Annotated in this window: 16 protein-coding genes; 15 read left to right on the forward strand and 1 reads right to left on the reverse strand. The window is 46.6% G+C overall.

Annotation, left to right across the window (positions count from 1 at the left end):
• Window positions 1–64: 64 nt before the first annotated feature.
• Window positions 65–865 (forward strand): KxYKxGKxW signal peptide domain-containing protein, encoded by an 801-nt coding sequence (locus MOO44_RS04540; protein ID WP_260117229.1) that lies wholly within the window; start codon window positions 65–67, stop codon window positions 863–865.
• A gap of 108 nt (window positions 866–973) precedes the next feature.
• On the opposite strand, the gene MOO44_RS04545 is transcribed toward MOO44_RS04540, so the two are convergent.
• Window positions 974–2,716: a phospho-sugar mutase gene (locus MOO44_RS04545; protein ID WP_260117230.1), complete on the reverse strand. Its 1,743-nt coding sequence runs from the start codon at window positions 2,714–2,716 to the stop codon at window positions 974–976.
• Window positions 2,717–3,055: 339 nt separating this feature from the next.
• Between MOO44_RS04545 and MOO44_RS04550 the strand changes: the two genes are divergently transcribed.
• The 14 genes from MOO44_RS04550 to MOO44_RS04615 all read left to right on the forward strand — a co-directional run bounded on the left by MOO44_RS04550 (window position 3,056) and on the right by MOO44_RS04615 (window position 16,828).
• Window positions 3,056–4,039, forward strand: coding sequence for a beta-ketoacyl-ACP synthase III (locus MOO44_RS04550; protein ID WP_260117231.1), 984 nt, complete (start codon window positions 3,056–3,058; stop codon window positions 4,037–4,039).
• Window positions 4,040–4,069: 30 nt separating this feature from the next.
• Window positions 4,070–4,318 (forward strand): acyl carrier protein, encoded by a 249-nt coding sequence (locus MOO44_RS04555; protein WP_260117232.1) that lies wholly within the window; start codon window positions 4,070–4,072, stop codon window positions 4,316–4,318.
• Window positions 4,319–4,347: 29 nt separating this feature from the next.
• Window positions 4,348–5,250, forward strand: coding sequence for an ACP S-malonyltransferase (locus MOO44_RS04560; RefSeq protein WP_260117233.1), 903 nt, complete (start codon window positions 4,348–4,350; stop codon window positions 5,248–5,250).
• Between the two features lies 1 nt (window position 5,251).
• Window positions 5,252–5,986 carry a 3-oxoacyl-ACP reductase FabG gene (gene fabG / locus MOO44_RS04565; protein WP_260117234.1) on the forward strand — a complete coding sequence of 245 codons (735 nt, stop codon included), beginning with the start codon at window positions 5,252–5,254 and terminating at the stop codon, window positions 5,984–5,986.
• Between the two features lie 25 nt (window positions 5,987–6,011).
• On the forward strand, window positions 6,012–6,437 hold the full coding sequence (locus MOO44_RS04570) for an acetyl-CoA carboxylase biotin carboxyl carrier protein (RefSeq protein WP_260117235.1): 426 nt from the start codon (window positions 6,012–6,014) through the stop codon (window positions 6,435–6,437).
• A gap of 3 nt (window positions 6,438–6,440) precedes the next feature.
• The gene (locus tag MOO44_RS04575) at window positions 6,441–6,851 is read left to right on the forward strand and encodes a 3-hydroxyacyl-ACP dehydratase FabZ family protein (protein WP_260117236.1); all 411 of its coding nucleotides are present in this window, start codon (window positions 6,441–6,443) and stop codon (window positions 6,849–6,851) included.
• Window positions 6,852–6,866: 15 nt separating this feature from the next.
• Window positions 6,867–8,249: an acetyl-CoA carboxylase biotin carboxylase subunit gene (locus MOO44_RS04580; RefSeq protein WP_260117237.1), complete on the forward strand. Its 1,383-nt coding sequence runs from the start codon at window positions 6,867–6,869 to the stop codon at window positions 8,247–8,249.
• The gene (gene accD, locus MOO44_RS04585) at window positions 8,230–9,057 is read left to right on the forward strand and encodes an acetyl-CoA carboxylase, carboxyltransferase subunit beta (protein WP_260117238.1); all 828 of its coding nucleotides are present in this window, start codon (window positions 8,230–8,232) and stop codon (window positions 9,055–9,057) included. Before MOO44_RS04580 ends, accD begins: the two co-directional genes overlap by 20 nt.
• Before the next feature lie 16 nt (window positions 9,058–9,073).
• Window positions 9,074–9,847: an acetyl-CoA carboxylase carboxyltransferase subunit alpha gene (accA, locus tag MOO44_RS04590; protein WP_260117239.1), complete on the forward strand. Its 774-nt coding sequence runs from the start codon at window positions 9,074–9,076 to the stop codon at window positions 9,845–9,847.
• Between the two features lie 21 nt (window positions 9,848–9,868).
• The gene (fabI, locus tag MOO44_RS04595; protein ID WP_260117240.1) at window positions 9,869–10,636 is read left to right on the forward strand and encodes an enoyl-ACP reductase FabI; all 768 of its coding nucleotides are present in this window, start codon (window positions 9,869–9,871) and stop codon (window positions 10,634–10,636) included.
• A 2-nt stretch (window positions 10,637–10,638) separates the two neighbouring features.
• Window positions 10,639–11,217, forward strand: a complete 579-nt coding sequence (locus MOO44_RS04600) for a 4'-phosphopantetheinyl transferase family protein (protein ID WP_260117241.1) — start codon at window positions 10,639–10,641, stop codon at window positions 11,215–11,217.
• Window positions 11,218–11,238: 21 nt separating this feature from the next.
• Complete coding sequence (gene fabZ, locus MOO44_RS04605) at window positions 11,239–11,691, forward strand: 3-hydroxyacyl-ACP dehydratase FabZ (RefSeq protein WP_260117242.1); 453 nt, start codon at window positions 11,239–11,241, stop codon at window positions 11,689–11,691.
• 12 nt (window positions 11,692–11,703) lie between these two features.
• Entirely contained in the window at window positions 11,704–12,939 is a 1,236-nt protein-coding gene (gene fabF / locus MOO44_RS04610; RefSeq protein ID WP_260117243.1) for a beta-ketoacyl-ACP synthase II, read from the forward strand.
• Window positions 12,940–13,315: 376 nt separating this feature from the next.
• The gene (locus MOO44_RS04615) at window positions 13,316–16,828 is read left to right on the forward strand and encodes a hypothetical protein (protein WP_260117244.1); all 3,513 of its coding nucleotides are present in this window, start codon (window positions 13,316–13,318) and stop codon (window positions 16,826–16,828) included.
• Window positions 16,829–16,861 lie beyond the last annotated feature (33 nt).

Consider the following 16,861-nt stretch of genomic DNA (forward strand, 5'->3'; position numbering starts at 1 on the left):
TATGTGTTTATTAAGTATATTTTAGCTACATATATTAATTTATATTTTATTGGAGGTAATTCTTATGAATAAGAATACTAATAAGGAACACTATCGTCTATACAAATCAGGTAAAAACTGGGTTACTACAATGATTATGACTGCAGCTGTTGCTGGAGCTGCATTTGTTGCTACTCCAAATGCACAATCAGTATTTGCTGATGCTTCTGGTTCTGCAGCTCCTGCTACTGTATCAAACGCTTCAAATGCTTCTAGTGCAGCTAGTTCTGCAAGTTCTGCTCAATCAAGTGCTACCGTTAATGTTTATTCAGGGACTAGTACTACTACTTCAAGTAGCAGTAACTACGTTGTTAGAGTAGATAGTTCAGTATCAAGTACTGCTTCAAGTGCTACTTCAGCTTCAGCAACTCCTGCTGGTTCATCATCTGCATCATCATCAGCTACTAGCAGTAAGGCTAAGAAGGATACTAATTCAGCTAAGAAAGTAACTAAGTCAGAAGTAACTAAGGCTAAGAAGGCTGCTGAAAAGGCTAAGAAATCAGTTGATAAGTACAAGCAGGAAGTTGCTAAGTACAAGAAGGCTGTTAAGGCTGCTAAGACTAGCAAGGCTAAGAAAGCTGCACAAAAGAAGTATAAAGCAGCCCAAAAGAAATACAAAGCAGCTGTTAAGAAGTACGATGCTGCTACCAAGAAGCACACGAAGTTAGAAAAGGCTTACAACAAGGAACACAACAAGACTACTAAGAAGTCAAAGAAGGCCACTAAAAAGACTACTAAGAAGTCAAAGAAAGCTAAAAAAGCTAAGAAGACTGCTAAGAAAACTTCCGCAAAGAAGACTTCAGCTAAAAAAGCAGCTACTAAATAATTAATACTAATTAATTTTAAGGGATAATTGACGATTTAGTCAGTTATCCTTTTTTATTTGATTAAAGAAAAACCGAGATTGGAATTTTCCAGTCTCGGTTTTTATCTACTATTTAGTTAATTTTTCAATTAATTCATGAATCGCTTGCACGTACTTATCAAGTCGCTGCATTGCTTCGTCCTTAGACTGATCTTCAACGCCAACGTAGAACTTGACTTTGGGTTCGGTTCCAGAAGGGCGGATTGTGATCCACGTTCCATCATCGAGCCAGTACTTTAAGACGTTTGATTGTGGCATGTCAATGGTTTCGGTAGTGCCATCATCGATTGTCCGGGTGGCGGTTTGGAAGTCTTCCATTGATTTGACGTGTTCACCCGCGAATTCGGTCATCGGGTCGTTTCTGAGGCTTTCCATAATCGCAGCCATCTTCTTTTGTCCTTCGAGGCCTTCGAATAGTTTTGAAATCGTTTTTTCTTCAAAGTAACCGTATTTTTGGTACATTTCTTGGAGCCCGTCGTAAAGTGTCATCCCCCGTTGCTTATAGTAAGCAGCAACTTCGGCTAACATCATCGTCGATTGGATTGCATCCTTATCGCGCACGAACGGCCGGATTAAGTAGCCATAACTTTCTTCAAAGCCAAATTGGAAGGTGTGTTGGTGGTTTTCTTCAAAGGTCTTGATTTGTTCGGCAATGTATTTAAAGCCGGTCAAGACGTTCTTGGTATCGACGTGGTAGTGAGCGGCAATCTTAGTGGCCAGTTCGGTCGAGACGATGGACTTCACGATGATTCCATTGTCAGGGAGCGTGCATAATTCCTGCTTAGCTTGGAGGATGTAGTTTAGCATTACGCTGGCAATTTGGTTTCCGGTCATCAATTGGTATTCGCCATCCGGTTGTCTGACTGCTGCCCCAAGCCGGTCGGCATCCGGATCGGTTTCGATTAGGATATCAGCATCGACTTGCTTCCCGAGTTTAATTGCCAGGTCGAATGCTTCCCGGTATTCCGGGTTCGGGTGTGGGGTGGTTGGAAATTCAGGGTCGGCAATCGTTTGTGCGGTCACCATTTCAAAGTTCTTAAAGCCGGCAGTCGAGAGTGCCCGGCGGCCGATGTTCTTCCCGGCACCATGTAATGGCGAGTAAACAAACTTCAGGTCCTTACCGACGGTGTTAATTAAATCAGCATTAATATTGACCTGTTTGGCTTCGTCTAGGTACGCTTGGTCAATGTCTTCACCGACAACGCTAAGCAGTCCCTGCGCCCTTAAATCGCGAATTTCAAGCGTTTTAATTGCGAACAGGTCGCTAGCTTTGTGGGCGGATTCGGTAATGATTGTGGATTCCTTTGGTGGCATTTGGCCCCCGTCCTCACCGTAGATTTTAAAACCGTTGTACTGCTTAGGATTATGGGAGGCGGTGATCATGATTCCGGCGTAGGTGTGTAAGTGGCGCACCGCAAATGATAGTTCGGGCACCGGTCTGATGTCATCGACGATGAACGACTTAATACCGTGTGCACCGAGCACCTGGGCAGCATTGTAGGCGAAGTCGCGTGAACCGTACCGGGGGTCAAAGCTAATTGCGACCCCGCGGGCCTTATCGCTTGGATCCAGTTGGTCCATTAGCATCGCAAGCCCTTCGGTCGCTTGCCTTACCGTGTAAATGTTCATCCGGTTCAAACCGGCTCCGATGATGCCCCGCATCCCGGCGGTCCCAAATGATAGGGTCGCCCCGAAGGCGTCGGTGATTTGAGCTGCGTCATTTTCCATCGCCCGTAGTTCATGTTTTAAATCGACTGGCATGTCTGGTTCATTGCGCCATTGTTCGTAAGTTGATTTGATCTTTTCATCCATAGTATAATTCCTCTCTTTAATGGAACTGAATTAGTATGTAGCTTGGTTAATTGAACACTTCAAATTATAATTCAAACGCTGAATTTAAGTCAATTCAGGGCGGTGAAATTAAACGATTCATAACTAAAAGCTAATCAGATGTTACAAAATAGATTATGTATCACATTATTAAATTTGCGCAGATCGTCTTGAAAAATTGCATTAAATGGGTCTTTTCATGTTATAATATATCGTTGTCAATTAAACTTACCATTTTTAATTGGCTCAATCTTTAGATGTGAGCTATGATAAGCATTGAAGCATCAGGAATTACCATCACATGGATATTAAGGAGATATTATGAGTACTTTTTCAATTATGGCGACCGCTAAAGCTGTTCCAGATCGAGTGGTCACTAATGATGATCTAGCTCAAATAATGGACACTTCCGATGAATGGATCAGTCGACGGACCGGGATTAAGCGCCGGCACGTCGTTACCGATGAGACCAATACTTCGCTCGCGACAAACGTAGCTAAGCAATTATTAGCGAAGACCCACGTTAGCCCAGAAGCAATTGACTTCATCATTGTAGCGACGATGTCTGGCGATCAATTAATGCCATCGACTGCCGCAGCCGTTCAGGGGCAGCTCAAGGCGGGCCACGCCTTAGCCTTTGACATCAGTGCTGCGTGTTCTGGATTCTCATACGGTTTGGACGTAATGAACGCGCTACTTGCGACCCATCCGGATTCGACTGGAATCTTGATTGGGAGCGAAGCATTGAGCAAGCTCATTGACTGGCACGACCGCACGACCGCCGTCTTATTCGGCGATGGTGCCGGTGGCTTGTTGGTCACCAACCGCAGTGTGGATGCACAGGGCCAATTTTTATCCGGCCAGCTCGATACCTATGGGGCTGACGGCGATTCACTGACGATGGGTAAGATTGCGAACCGCTCGCCGTTTACCGACGGGCAGGCCCAATCAGACCTCCCATTACACATGGATGGCCACCGGGTCTTTGACTTTGCAATCCGCCGGGTCCCAGAATCGATTCAAAATGCGGTCGCTCAGGCCGGCCTTAAGCTATCCGACGTGGACTTTTTTATCTTACACCAAGCCAATCAACGCATCGTCAAGAGCGTTGCCCGCAAGTTAAAATTACCGTTTGATGACCGGTTCCCGATTAATATCGACGAATACGGAAACACTTCAGCGGCGAGCGAAGCGATTCTACTCGCTGAGTTAGTGGCAGCCGGTAAGGTTAAGCGCGGGGACATCCTAGTGATGGCCGGCTTTGGTGGCGGTCTAACGACCGGAACTGTTGTAATTAAATATTAGAATTTAAACTTTATGGAGAGTGAATTAAACATGGCAGACAAGAACGCAATTTTCGACAAGATCAAATCAATCGTAGAAGACCAAACTGACGATGTAAAGGCAGACGACATTAAGTTAGACACTAACTTCAAGGAAGACCTTGACCTTGATAGTTTAGATATTTTCGAAATCATCGACGAATTAGAAGATGAATACGATATTGAAATCGACAGTGACAACGACATGTCCACTGTTCAACAATTAGTTGATTACGTTGCAGGTCAAGTTGACGCTAACTAATTAGAACCACTTGATTAGGAGGGTTTATTTTGAATCTCTGTTATTTATTTAGCGGTCAGGGAAGTCAGTTTGCAAACATGGGTCAAGACTTATACCAGACCGAACCGCTGTACAAACAGACGGTCGATGAAGCATCAGATGTATTGAATTTAGACCTAGCCGATCCTAAAAATTTTGATGATCCAGCAAACGTTCAAATTGCCATTTTGACCATGAGCACTGGGATTGCCCGTTTATTAGACGCGCAGTTACCAATGCCTAAGGCAATGTTTGGACTCAGTCTGGGAGAGTATAGTGCTTTGGTATCTGCTAAAGCACTTTCTTTTCAATCTGGACTAAAATTAGTTCAGGATCGGTCTAGGTACATGGATGCAGCGGGGCGGGCCAATCCGGGCGCCATGGCGGCGGTTTTAAACCTCGCTCCCGACGTCGTTGCTTCCGTTTGTGATGCAATCGATGGGGTCTACCCTGCGAACTTCAATACGGAAAAGCAAACCGTGATCGGTGGGCAAGCCGATGCAGTCGCACAGGCCAGTGTGGCCCTTAAGCAACAGGGGGCTAAGCGCGTCGTGCCACTCAAGGTCGCCGTGGCTTCCCACACCCCGTTGATGCAGCCCGCTAGCGAACAGCTAGCGACCCGCTTAGCTTCGGTCGAATTTGATGCACCGCAAACGACCGTCTTGAGTAACACCTTAGTGGCACCGTTTACAAAGGAGAACCTCAAGGACACGTTGGTCAAGCAGCTGGTGAGTCCGACCCACTTCATGGGCGACGTGCAAGCCGCTGACCAACTGGGCGTGGATGCCTTCGTCGAAATCGGTCCGGGCAATACGCTCAGCAAGCTCGCCAAGAAGACCGCTAAAAAACCAACTTTCAATATCGAAAGTGTGGACACTTTAAATGATTTTAGAGCCAAATTGGAGGAATTCTAAGATGACTGACAAACGCGTAATTTTAATTACCGGTGGGACCAAGGGGATTGGGCTCGCAACTGCCCAATTACTAGCGAAAGATTCCGCTAACCTCGTGGTCGTAAATGCCCACCGGGCATTGGGGGCTGAAAAGACCGCTGCGTTAAAGGAACAATTCGCAAATGATATCGACGTCGTAATCGGTGACGTGGCTAAGGAAGCAGACGCTAAGCGGATGCTAGCCGAAGTCATTGAACGCCATGGGACGATCGACGCATTGGTGAATAACGCTGGAATCACCCAGGACAAGCTCTTGACTAGAATGGGGACCGACTCATTTGAAGAGGTGCTACGGACCAACTTGGTCGGAGCCTTTAACATGACGAAATTTGCGATGAAGACGATGCAAAAGAAGCGCACTGGGAGCATTGTGAACCTTTCCAGTATTGCTGGGTTGCACGGGAACATCGGGCAAGCCAATTACTCCGCAAGTAAGGCCGGGTTAGTCGGGTTGACTAAGACCACCGCCCAAGAAGGGGCGTTACGTGGGATTCGTTGTAACGCCGTGGCACCGGGGATGGTGAAGTCCGATATGACCGACAAGTTAAGCGACCGGAATATCGAAAAGTGGGAACAACAAATTCCATTGGGCCGCTTCGGCGATCCTGCTGACATTGCGGATGCAATTCAGTTCTTATTGAACAACAGCTACATTACCGGTCAAGTAATCACCTTAGATGGTGGTTTGACGATTTAAGAAGAAAGATTAGGAGTTTTTGTAAATGGATGAACAAGATGTCGAGAAGTTAATTGATAAGTTCGACCAGTCGAATTTGACCGAGTTAAGAATTGACGGTCAATTATACTTTAGTAAGCTAGACCATCCTGCTCAAGTGACCGCCCAACCGGCTGCCCCTGCTGCTAGTCCTGCCGCTCCCCAAACCAAGGCGGCGACTGCTAACAACGCCGGTGCGAAGATTAAGGCGCCACTAGTTGGAATCGTCTACTTTGCACCAAGTCCAGACAAGCCGGTCTTCAAAGCGGTCGGCGACCACGTTAAAAAGGGTGAGACCGTCTGTGTGATCGAAGCAATGAAGGTCATCAACGACGTGAAGAGTCCGGTTTCTGGAACGATTACCAAGCAGTTAGTATCCGATGGTGACATGGTCGAATACGACCAACCCATCTTTGCAATCGAGGAGGACTAAATCGTGAGTTTCGAAGTTGATAAATTTATCCCCCAACGCTACCCGTTTCAAATGATCGATCAAATCGATGAAGTGCGGCCTGGCGAGGGGTCCAAAGCAACTAAGTACTTAACGATCAATGAATGGTTTTTCCAAGGTCAAAATAATCCCGTGATGCCACGACCAATCGTGCTAGAATGCCTAGCACAAACGGGCGTGGTTTCGCTGTTATCAATGCCAGAATATGAGGGCCACAACGTCTTCTTTGGTGGGATTAAGGACGCCGAATATCAAGACGACTTCAGACCGGGAGACACATTATCATTAGCCGTTGAGATGACCAAGTTAAAGCGCCAAATCGGCGTGGGGCATGGGACGGTGACCCGCGATGGCGTGGTCATCTGTACCGCTGACTTAGTCTTTGCGATTGAATAGATAAAGGATGGTTTGATGTTTAAGAAAGTATTGATAGCCAACCGGGGTGAGATTGCGGTCCAAATCATCCGGGCGCTGCGCGAAATGGGGATTCAATCAGTAGCCGTGTATTCGACTGCTGATCAGGATAGCCTGTTCGTTAAGCTTGCCGATGAAGCCGTTTGTATCGGTGGTCCGCAACCGGGTGAATCATATTTAAATATGGAAGCAATCATTGATACCGCCGTTTTGACCGGCAGTGATGCAATCCATCCGGGATATGGCTTTCTATCCGAAAACGCTGAGTTCGCTGAACTCTGTGAACAATGCCACATCAAGTTCATTGGCCCCAGTGCCAGCGTGATCGATTTGATGGGGAACAAGGCCCATGCTAAGGCCACGATGAAACAGGCCGGGGTGCCCACGATTCCGGGGAGTGATGGAGCGGTTAAGACCGTCGATGATGCCATCACGGCCGCTAATCAAATTGGGTATCCGGTAATGTTAAAGGCCGCCGCTGGTGGTGGTGGGAAGGGAATCCGCAAGGTCGTTGATGACGACGCCATGCGGGCAATCTATCCGACCACCCAGCGTGAAATTAGATTGTCGTTCGATGATGATACGCTCTACTTGGAAAAGGATCTAAGCGATGCTAAGCACATTGAAATGCAGGCGATTGCTGATCAAGCCGGCCACGTCGTGTACTTTCCCGAACGGGACTGTTCACTGCAACGCGGGCACCAAAAGATCATCGAAGAAAGCCCCTGCATGTTAGTGAGCCAAGAGCAACGTGACTACCTGGGTTCACTAGTGGTCAAAGCAATGCAGGAGATCGGGTATGAAAATACCGGGACGATTGAATTTCTGCTCGACGAAAAGAACATGCAGTTCTACTTCATGGAAATGAACACCAGGCTACAGGTCGAACACACCGTTACCGAAGAAGTGGCGGGCGTGGAATTGATCAAGTCCCAGGTCATGGTGGCCCAGGGCGAAAGCTTGCCATATACGCAGGCTGACTGTGCACCGAAGGGCTTTGCAATTGAATGTCGAATTAATGCTGAAAACCCAGCGACTGGTTTTACGCCATCGCCAGGTAAGATTAAGGCGCTCCGCTTCCCATTTGGGACCAAGGGCGTTCGCATCGATGCCGGGGTCGAAGCGGGGGATGTGATTTCGCCGTTCTACGATTCGATGATTGCGAAGCTCATCGTGCACATGCCGACGAAGGCCCAGGCGGTCAATAAGATGCGCCGGGTCATCAAGGAATTTAAGATCGAGGGCGTGGCGACGAACCAAGCCTTCCTCTACGACCTCCTTGACGACGAGCACTTCAAGGCCAGTGACTTTAATAATATGTACATTGAGAATTCATTTTTGAAAGCGTGGTTGAATAAAAATGACACAACCAAATCATGAAGCCACCCATGACGACTACCAAGCCCGCATGGACCGGATTCCAGACCACCTCTTTGTGAAGTGCCCGATTTGTGAGACCAGCTTCTATTCCAAGAAGCTCGGCCGGTTCAACGAGTGTCCAAATTGCCACTACGGGTTTCGGATTGGCGCTCAACAACGGATCGATTTGATTTGTGATCCGGATTCATTTGAAGAATTGGATGCGCAAATCAAAGCACCGGAGCGCTTCAGTGACGATGCGAAGTACATGGGTAAGCTAGCGAAAGCGCGCAAGGCGACGGCCATGGATGAAAGCGTCATGACTGGCATTGGTAAGATTGACGGCCATCCAGTCGGCATCGGGGTCATGGATTCCCGCTTTATCATGGGGAGCCTAGGGACCGCGACGGGTGAAAAAATCACCCGGTTATTCGAACGGTGTACGCTCGATGGGCTGCCGGTCATCATGTTCACCGCCTCTGGTGGTGCCCGGATGCAAGAGGGCATCAATTCATTGATGCAAATGGCGAAGGTGTCCACGGCAGTTGCTGATCATGCAAAACAGGGCTTATTATACATAAGCGTCCTGACTGATCCAACGACCGGTGGGGTGACCGCTAGTTTTGCAATGGAAGGCGACATTTTGATCAGCGAACCGCATACGCTGATCGGGTTTGCTGGTCGCCGGGTGATCGAAAAAACGATTCAACAGGTTCCACCGAAAGATTTTCAACGGGCGGAAACGTTGCTCAAGAACGGCTTTTTGGACCAAATCGTCCGGCGTCCGGACCTACGACCGTTACTCGCCAGACTACTGGCTTGGCACTAATTAAGGAGGACTGATGATGAGCGATAAAAAAGCTTACGACCGGGTCTTAGCGGCCCGTAGTAGTGATAAAATTAGTATCCAAAAATTAGTTGCTGGCATCACGGAAGACTTTGTAGAGCTCCATGGTGACCGGGCATACGGTGATGACGATGCGGTTTACGCCGGCATCGGGACCTTAAATGGCAAGCCAGTAACGATTGTTGGAATTCAAAAGGGAAATAATAATGAAGAAAACCTTGCGCGTCACTTTGGTTCTGCCGAACCGGATGGCTACCGTAAGGCGCTGCGGTTAATGAAGCAGGCGGAAAAGTTTAACCGGCCGATCATCACGTTGATCAATACCCCGGGGGCCTACCCGGGCGTCGACGCTGAATACCACGGCCAGGGCTACATGATTGCCCAATCCATCATGCAGGGCTTAAACCTCACCGTCCCTTACATCAGCGTAATCGTTGGTGAAGGGGGCAGTGGGGGTGCGATTGCACTTGCGGTCGGTGATGAAGTCTGGGCGTTTGAAGATAGTGCGTACTCCGTGCTATCGCCCGAGGGCTTTGCCACCATTTTATGGAAGGATTCCAGTCGCGCCAAGGAAGCCGCTGAACAAATGGGCTTGACGGCCGAGGAACTCCTGGCTAACCACATTATTGACCGGGTGGTACCCGAAGTGAAGACCGCTGCTGATGTTGCCGCTTTTAAAACCGCATTAGATGCAAAAATCAAAGAATTAGAGATTAAACCAATCGACCAGCTGCTAGCTGATCGACATGCCCGCTATCGGAAGTTTAACTAATGAATTGGAGGAAAATAACTCATGGCAGGAATTTTAGATGGTAAAAAGATCGTCGTAATGGGGGTCGCAAATAAAAAGAGTATCGCTTGGGGTTGTGTGCAAGCATTAATGGATCAAGGGGCCCAAGTCATCTTGACCTACCAAAACGACCGGATGAAGCGGTCATTGGATAAGTTACTTTCAGACGTTGACTTACAAATGTTCGAATGTGACGTTGCTGAAGACGCCAACGTTGAAAAGACGTTCACTGCAATCCACGAATCCGTTGGGAACATCGACGGGGTCATCCATGCGATTGCATACGCCGATAAGGACACGCTTGAAGGCGGCGTTAAGAACGTTAAGAAGGACGGCTTTAACCTCGCCCAAGACGTTAGTGCCTACTCATTTATCTCCGTTTCCCGTTACGCTAGTGCCATCATGAACGAAGGCGGTAGCATCCTTACGTTGACCTACATCGGAGCAGTCCGGGCAATTCCGAACTACAACATGATGGGTGTGGCTAAGGCCGCCTTAGAAGCCGAAGTGCGCTACCTAGCTGCTGAACTTGGGAAGAAACAAAACATCCGGGTCAATGCCATTTCAGCCGGTGCGATCAAGACGCTAGCAGTGACTGGAATCAAGCACCACGGTGATTTACTTAAGATGTCAGAAGGCTTTACCGTTAATGGGAAGAGCGTGACCCCAATGGACGTAGGAAAGTCAGCTTCATTCCTATTAAGTGACCTGGCTTCCGGTGTGACCGGTGACATTATCTACGTTGATAACGGGGTTCACTTAATCGTATAGTCATGGTAACGTTAAGAATTGATTCAATTCAAAATCCACGCTACCAAGCAACGTTTGAACGTTACAAATTGGGGAAAAAGTATAATCCCCGCCAATCAATTGTGGGGACGTATTTGCTAGCCGATTGGTTAGCTGAAACCCCCGCAGTGATAGCAAGTGGCCGGTTATTTGACCACGGTCCACATGGCAAGCCGCGGTTAAAAAGCGGGGCGCCACAGTACAACCTTGCCAATTCTTATGATAAGGTAGTGCTAGCAGTTGCGGACCAGCCGATCGGCGTGGATTTAGAAAAAATCCGGCCGTACGACTACCACCGGATCCACCGTGCGTTTCGCCCCGAAGAACTGGATTACCTAGCTGGGCTCTCCGGAGCTGAGCAAGTCCGGGCGACCTTTAAGATCTGGACGATTAAAGAAGCGGTCTTAAAGTTAGTCGGGATGGGGATTCCCGGTGGCATCCGGAGCATGCAGATTGATTTAAAGACGTTCGCACATGCGAACCGTTATGGCCAATCAATCCGGTTGTCCCCGTTATACGTCGGAATGGACTATGTCGGGACGATTGCACAATTTGAAGAATAAAGCTTATTAGGAGGACCAATAATGGCTGTTTTAGATATTACCGAAATCATGGATTTGATTCCAAACCGCTACCCAATCCTATACATTGACCGGGTAGATGAATTAGTACCGGATGAAAAGATCGTAGCCACTAAGAACGTGACGATTAATGAAAACTACTTCCAGGGCCACTTCCCTGGCAACCCCGTGATGCCTGGGGTCTTGATCATTGAATCAATGGCCCAAGCCGCATCGATCTTGATTTTGAAGAGTGAAAAGTACAAGGACAAGACCGCCTACATGGGTTCGATCAAGAACGCGAAGTTCAGAAAGATGGTCCGTCCTGGCGACGTGATCCGCTTTGAAATCACCATGAAGAAACAACACAGTAACATGGGGACCGTTGATTGTATCGCATACGTTGATGACAAGAAGGCTTGCCAAGCTGAATTATCATTCATCGTCCCTGACAAGAAACGCCCAGAAGCTGAATAGGAGGACGCTAATATGGAACATCGTGTCGCAGTTGTCGGAATTGGTGCCGTGACCCCACTTGGCAACGACGCTAAGACCTTTTTAGACAATATTTTTGCTAACCAGACGGGAATTGCACCCATTACCCACTTTGATGCCACTGATACTGGCATCACGGTCGCTGCTGAAGTGAAGGATTTTGACCCATTGAAGCGGATTCCAAAGAAGGTTTCCAAGCGGATGGATGATTTTTCCCGCTATGCCGTATACTCAGCCTTCGAAGCCATGGAAATGGCCGGGCTTGAAAAGGGCAGTTACGACCCAGAAGAAATCGGGGTCATCTATGGTTCCGGAATCGGTGGCTTGACTACGATTCAAGAACAGGCCATCAAGATGCATGACAAGGGCCCTAAGCGGGTCTCACCATTCTTCGTGCCAAACTCCATCATTAACATGGCGGCCGGGAACATTTCGATTAACCTGGATACCCGCAACATTAATGAAGCTGTCGTAACCGCCTGTGCTTCTGGAACCAACGCGATTGGGGATGCCTTTGAACGGATTAAGATGGGTAAGGCGACCTACATGATCACCGGTGGTTCTGAAGCATCGATCAACGAACTAGGGATTTCCGGGTTCGCTGCGTTGACGGCATTGTCAGAATCGACCGACCCCCTTCACGCTTCGATGCCATTCGATAAGAACCGTAACGGGTTCGTGATGGGTGAAGGAGCAGGAACCTTAGTGCTTGAAGACTACGACCACGCGGTAAAGCGGGGTGCTAACATCCTCGCTGAAGTGACTGGTTATGGTTCAACTGGGGACGCCTACCACTTAACTGCTCCCCGGCCAGACGGAAGCGGAGCCATCAAGGCGATGCAAGAAGCCATCAAGGAAAGTGGGATGACCGAAGCCGACGTTGATTACATCAACGCGCACGGGACCGCGACACCAGCGAACGACTCTGCTGAATCCGAAGGGATTGCTAAGTTATTCGATGGGGTCAATGACCACTTGAAGGTAAGTAGTACCAAGGGCCAAACTGGCCACGCACTGGGTGCCGCCGGTGCATTGGAAGCCGTGATCATGATCGGTGCCATGCAACGCGGGGTGTTACCAGTCAACGTCGGGATGTTTGACCTCGACCCAGAAGTGAAGACGACCATTGTGACCGATGAGAATAAAAACGCACCGGTAAACTTTGCGTTAAGTAACTCACTTGGGTTCGGTGGCCACAACGCCGTGCTTGCATTTAAGCGTGCTAAATAATTGCATATATAATAGAAGCTAAATTGATTATCAGTCAATTTGGCTTTTTATTTTGAAATTGATCAATTTTTTAAGATTTTGCTCTGTTATTATGATTTGGTTATGTTATAATACTTATACAATGTTTAAAGGATAAACATTGCCGTAACCGTTATTTTTATTCATTATCTTACACGCTGGTTACGAAAATTACAGCAATATTAAAGAATGCTTGATATTGTACAAATCACATTTTTTTATGCTATAATACCAGTTGTTATGTAATTGTTGCATGGCGGTTACATAATGCCGATGAGGCATTTTGTTTTGTCCTGTATTAGCATATTAGAAGTAAGGCAATCGTGCCTTGCAAAAATTATTTATGAGGTGATCTTTTATGAAGTTCAACAAGAACCAATATCGTGTTAATAACGATAAAAAGGTTATGCATAAGAGACACAAACAATGGGTTGTATTATCCACTGTTGCGTTTTCTTTATTAACTTTCTCAGCTGTTGAAGCAACTTCAGTTAACGCTGATAACGTTTCAACAACTACTACTAGCTCAGCTACCAGCTCAGCTACTTCAAGTGCTACTAGTTCCGCTACTTCAAGTGCTACTAGTTCCGCTACTTCAAGCGCTACTAGTTCAGCTACTTCATCAAGTGCTACTAGTTCTGATTCATCAGCTACTAGCTCATCAGCTACTAGTTCAGTTAGTTCATCAAGTGCTACTAGCTCATCAGCTACTAGTTCAGACGCTTCAAGCGCTACTTCAAGTGCTTCAAGCTCCAGTGCTGCTAGCTCATCAGCTGCTAGTTCAGTTGCATCTGACTCCCCAGCACAAAAGAAGGCTTACGATGATGCTAAGTTAAGTGCATACCGGACTACTTACTACTCTGCAAAGAGCGTTTACACTGCTAGCTCCACTAAGGCTAACAAGGCTAGTTACCTTAAGGCCCGTGCTGCTGTTGACAACGTTAAGTACCTATACGCACAAAAGTACGATGGTGCTAACGTTTTAACTTATAACTACAACCGGATCTTAGCTGCTGGTAACTACAAGGTTGCTGCTGCTGATCTTAAGCTTTCAAAGGCTAAGACTGCTGCTGCTAAGAAGTCCGCTAAGAAGTCATTAGCAGCTGCTAAGGCTGACTTAAAGACTTTCAAGGACAACTACGCTAAGGTTGAAAAGTTACGGAAGGCATTTAACAAGACTGGTTCATACGACTTAAACGTTACTTTTGACGTTCCAGTTGTACCAAGTAGCTCATCTAGCGAAGCTTCAAGCGCTGCTAGTGCTAACACTCAATCATCCACTGCTTCCAGTGCTTTGACTGATAACCAAGCATTATCAAATGCTTTCGTTAACGCTTACAAGTTAGCACAAAGTGGTTACCAATACCGTTTTGCTGCTGACTCCTTAGCTTCAGAAGTTGACAAGAACCTATACGGTAACGTATACACTAACAACAACTCCACTAAGAACTTCAGTCAAGCTTACATCAATACTCCAGCTGCTGTTAAGTACGCTCGTTTACTTGATCAATTAGCTAACACTGCTGCTACTACTAGTGGTTCAGACAATGCTAGTGTTACTTCACAATACGCATCACAAGCTGCTGTTTACGCAAGTGAAGCTAACGCTGGTTTATCAAAGGCTGACTCATCTACTGCTGCATCAGTTGCTTACGCAATCAGTAACTATGCTGCTGCTACTGGTTCATCCGTTGCTGTTTCAGTTAACGGTGCTAACCAAGTAGTATTCCTTGGTGCTAAGTCAGGTAACGATGCTCAATACCTTCCAAACCTATTAAGCAATGCTGCTGGTCTTTACTCAGTAGCTGCTAACAACCTTTCAGCCGCTGTTTCAGCTACTGACTGGGATAAGGCACGTGCTTACGCTGGCCAAATCTGGGCTTACCAAGGTGGAGACTTCTCAGCTACTCCAAGTGATACTAACTCCGGCGCATCTACTTCAATTGCATACTTCGATAACCCTGTATACAACTTAGGTTCAGATGTTGCTAGTGTATTCGTATCAGCTGGTAACTCATTAGCATCATCAGTTGGTGTTTCAAACACTGCTAGTGCTGCTACAATCTACTCAGCAACTTCAAACGTTTACAACCGTTTCGCAACCTTAGGTTACGACCGGAACGTTTACAATGGTGTTGCTAACGATTCTAACTTCGTTGCTTCATCAAGTGCTGCAGTTTCAAACGCTGTTTCATTAGTTCAATCACTAACTGGTTCAGCATTTGTTGACTACGATAACACTAACGTTTCTACTTCAAATGGTAGTGCCGTTCTTTCATACGGTGCTGGTAGATACGCTTCACTTGCTGCTAACGGTACTTTAGTTGATGCAAATACTGGTGTTGCTCTTAATACTGCTGATCAATTAGCAAACAAGGTTAACAATGCTCAATACGTTGCATTGAAGGCTTACACCGTTGCTTCACAAGCTGTTGCTTCAGCTTCATTTGCTTTGTTTGGTAGTGCTAATACTCTTCCTGCAAGTCAAACTGCAAGTGTATTTGCATCAGTTGCCGCTGCATTTAGCAATGCTAACAGCAATGGTGGTTACAATGCTTTTGCTGCTGCTAACACTATTAATGGTGTTTCTTCTGCCGCCGGTGATACTGTTACTGCTGGTGTATTAAATACTTTCAAGGGTTCAACTGGTTATGACTTTGCTAGTGCTGTTAACTCATCTAACTACAGTCTTTACTCTAGTTTAGCAACTTCAGCTGCATCTTCTGCTTCAGTTGCATTTTCATTAGCTAATGTTGGTGGTGCTTCACAAGCTTCACTTAACGCTGCATTTAAGTCAATCGTTGCAAACAGCGTTGACTCAATTGCACATTCATTTGCTAACAATGTTAATGCTACCTACAGTGACTTTGCTAGTGCTGTTAATGGATACAGAGCAAGCAACATCGTCTACACTGATGGTTATGGATACACTCACACTTCTAATGTAGCTGGCGTATATGATGGATTATTTATTAACAATAACCCATTATCAGCATCTGCTAAGGACGGTGCTTTAGTTTCTAATGACTATGATGGTTACCACTTAACTGGTGCTACTAGTTCAGCAGCACTATCATTTGCTGCATCATTTGCTGATTCAGCAAGTGCATCATACCAAGCTGCTAACTCAGCTACTTCAGTTGCTTACTACAGTGCTGCTAGTGCTTACACTTCAGCTGCTAACGTATTCTCAGCTGTTCAATCATCTGGTGATACTAATGGTGTTGCTACTGCCGGTGTATACTTCAAGTACAACAATAGTGATGCTGCTACTGTTGCAGCTACTACTCCAGCTGGCGCAACTGTTAACACTAACGGAGTTGTTTCACTTGCTGCTGAATACAAAATTGTTGAAGCATTCAATGCTCCTTCAAGTGCATTCAACTCAGTTGCTAACTTAGTAAGAGCTAACGCTTCAAATGCTAATACAAGTCTTGGTGATTCAGCTGCTGCACTTAATAACTACCTTCCAGCATTGTCTTCAGCAATTAACTCAGCTGAATACGCTGCTAAGGTTGCCTTCAGTGTTGCTGATGGTGCATGGAGCTCAGCATTTAGTAACTACAACAGTTACGCTTCAGAAGCTGCTCAATTTGCTTACAATGCTGCTTCATCAGCTGCATTCTCAAACGCCGCTTCAAATGCTAAGGTTGCTATGGCTTCAGCATCTGCTGCTAAGGTAAGTGCTGCTAACGATTACTTCGCTGCTCCTACTTCAGTTGCTAACTCTGCTGCTTCATCAGCTATTGCTCAATTGAACAATGGCTTCAGCAATGTTACTTCAGCTGAATCAGTTGCTGCTGACGTATTCAACCCATACAATGTTACTTTCTACGCTAACATTAACAACGCTAACAACAACACTAAGTAAGATTTAATCTTACTTAAAATGTTATTAATAGCT

The sequence above is a fragment of the Nicoliella spurrieriana genome, assembly GCF_023380205.1.
GTDB lineage: Bacteria > Bacillota > Bacilli > Lactobacillales > Lactobacillaceae > Nicoliella > Nicoliella spurrieriana.

What these genes read in the sequence shown, in the direction of transcription:
- MOO44_RS04540 (WP_260117229.1), top strand. Translation starts at nt 65, where the DNA reads ATGAATAAGAATACTAATAAGGAACACTATCGTCTATACAAATCAGGT.
- MOO44_RS04545 (WP_260117230.1), bottom strand. Translation starts at nt 2,716, where the DNA reads ATGGATGAAAAGATCAAATCAACTTACGAACAATGGCGCAATGAACCA.
- MOO44_RS04550 (WP_260117231.1), top strand. Translation starts at nt 3,056, where the DNA reads ATGAGTACTTTTTCAATTATGGCGACCGCTAAAGCTGTTCCAGATCGA.
- MOO44_RS04555 (WP_260117232.1), top strand. Translation starts at nt 4,070, where the DNA reads ATGGCAGACAAGAACGCAATTTTCGACAAGATCAAATCAATCGTAGAA.
- fabG (WP_260117234.1), top strand. Translation starts at nt 5,252, where the DNA reads ATGACTGACAAACGCGTAATTTTAATTACCGGTGGGACCAAGGGGATT.
- MOO44_RS04570 (WP_260117235.1), top strand. Translation starts at nt 6,012, where the DNA reads ATGGATGAACAAGATGTCGAGAAGTTAATTGATAAGTTCGACCAGTCG.
- MOO44_RS04580 (WP_260117237.1), top strand. Translation starts at nt 6,867, where the DNA reads ATGTTTAAGAAAGTATTGATAGCCAACCGGGGTGAGATTGCGGTCCAA.
- accD (WP_260117238.1), top strand. Translation starts at nt 8,230, where the DNA reads ATGACACAACCAAATCATGAAGCCACCCATGACGACTACCAAGCCCGC.
- accA (WP_260117239.1), top strand. Translation starts at nt 9,074, where the DNA reads ATGAGCGATAAAAAAGCTTACGACCGGGTCTTAGCGGCCCGTAGTAGT.
- fabI (WP_260117240.1), top strand. Translation starts at nt 9,869, where the DNA reads ATGGCAGGAATTTTAGATGGTAAAAAGATCGTCGTAATGGGGGTCGCA.
- MOO44_RS04600 (WP_260117241.1), top strand. Translation starts at nt 10,639, where the DNA reads ATGGTAACGTTAAGAATTGATTCAATTCAAAATCCACGCTACCAAGCA.
- fabZ (WP_260117242.1), top strand. Translation starts at nt 11,239, where the DNA reads ATGGCTGTTTTAGATATTACCGAAATCATGGATTTGATTCCAAACCGC.
- fabF (WP_260117243.1), top strand. Translation starts at nt 11,704, where the DNA reads ATGGAACATCGTGTCGCAGTTGTCGGAATTGGTGCCGTGACCCCACTT.
- MOO44_RS04615 (WP_260117244.1), top strand. Translation starts at nt 13,316, where the DNA reads ATGAAGTTCAACAAGAACCAATATCGTGTTAATAACGATAAAAAGGTT.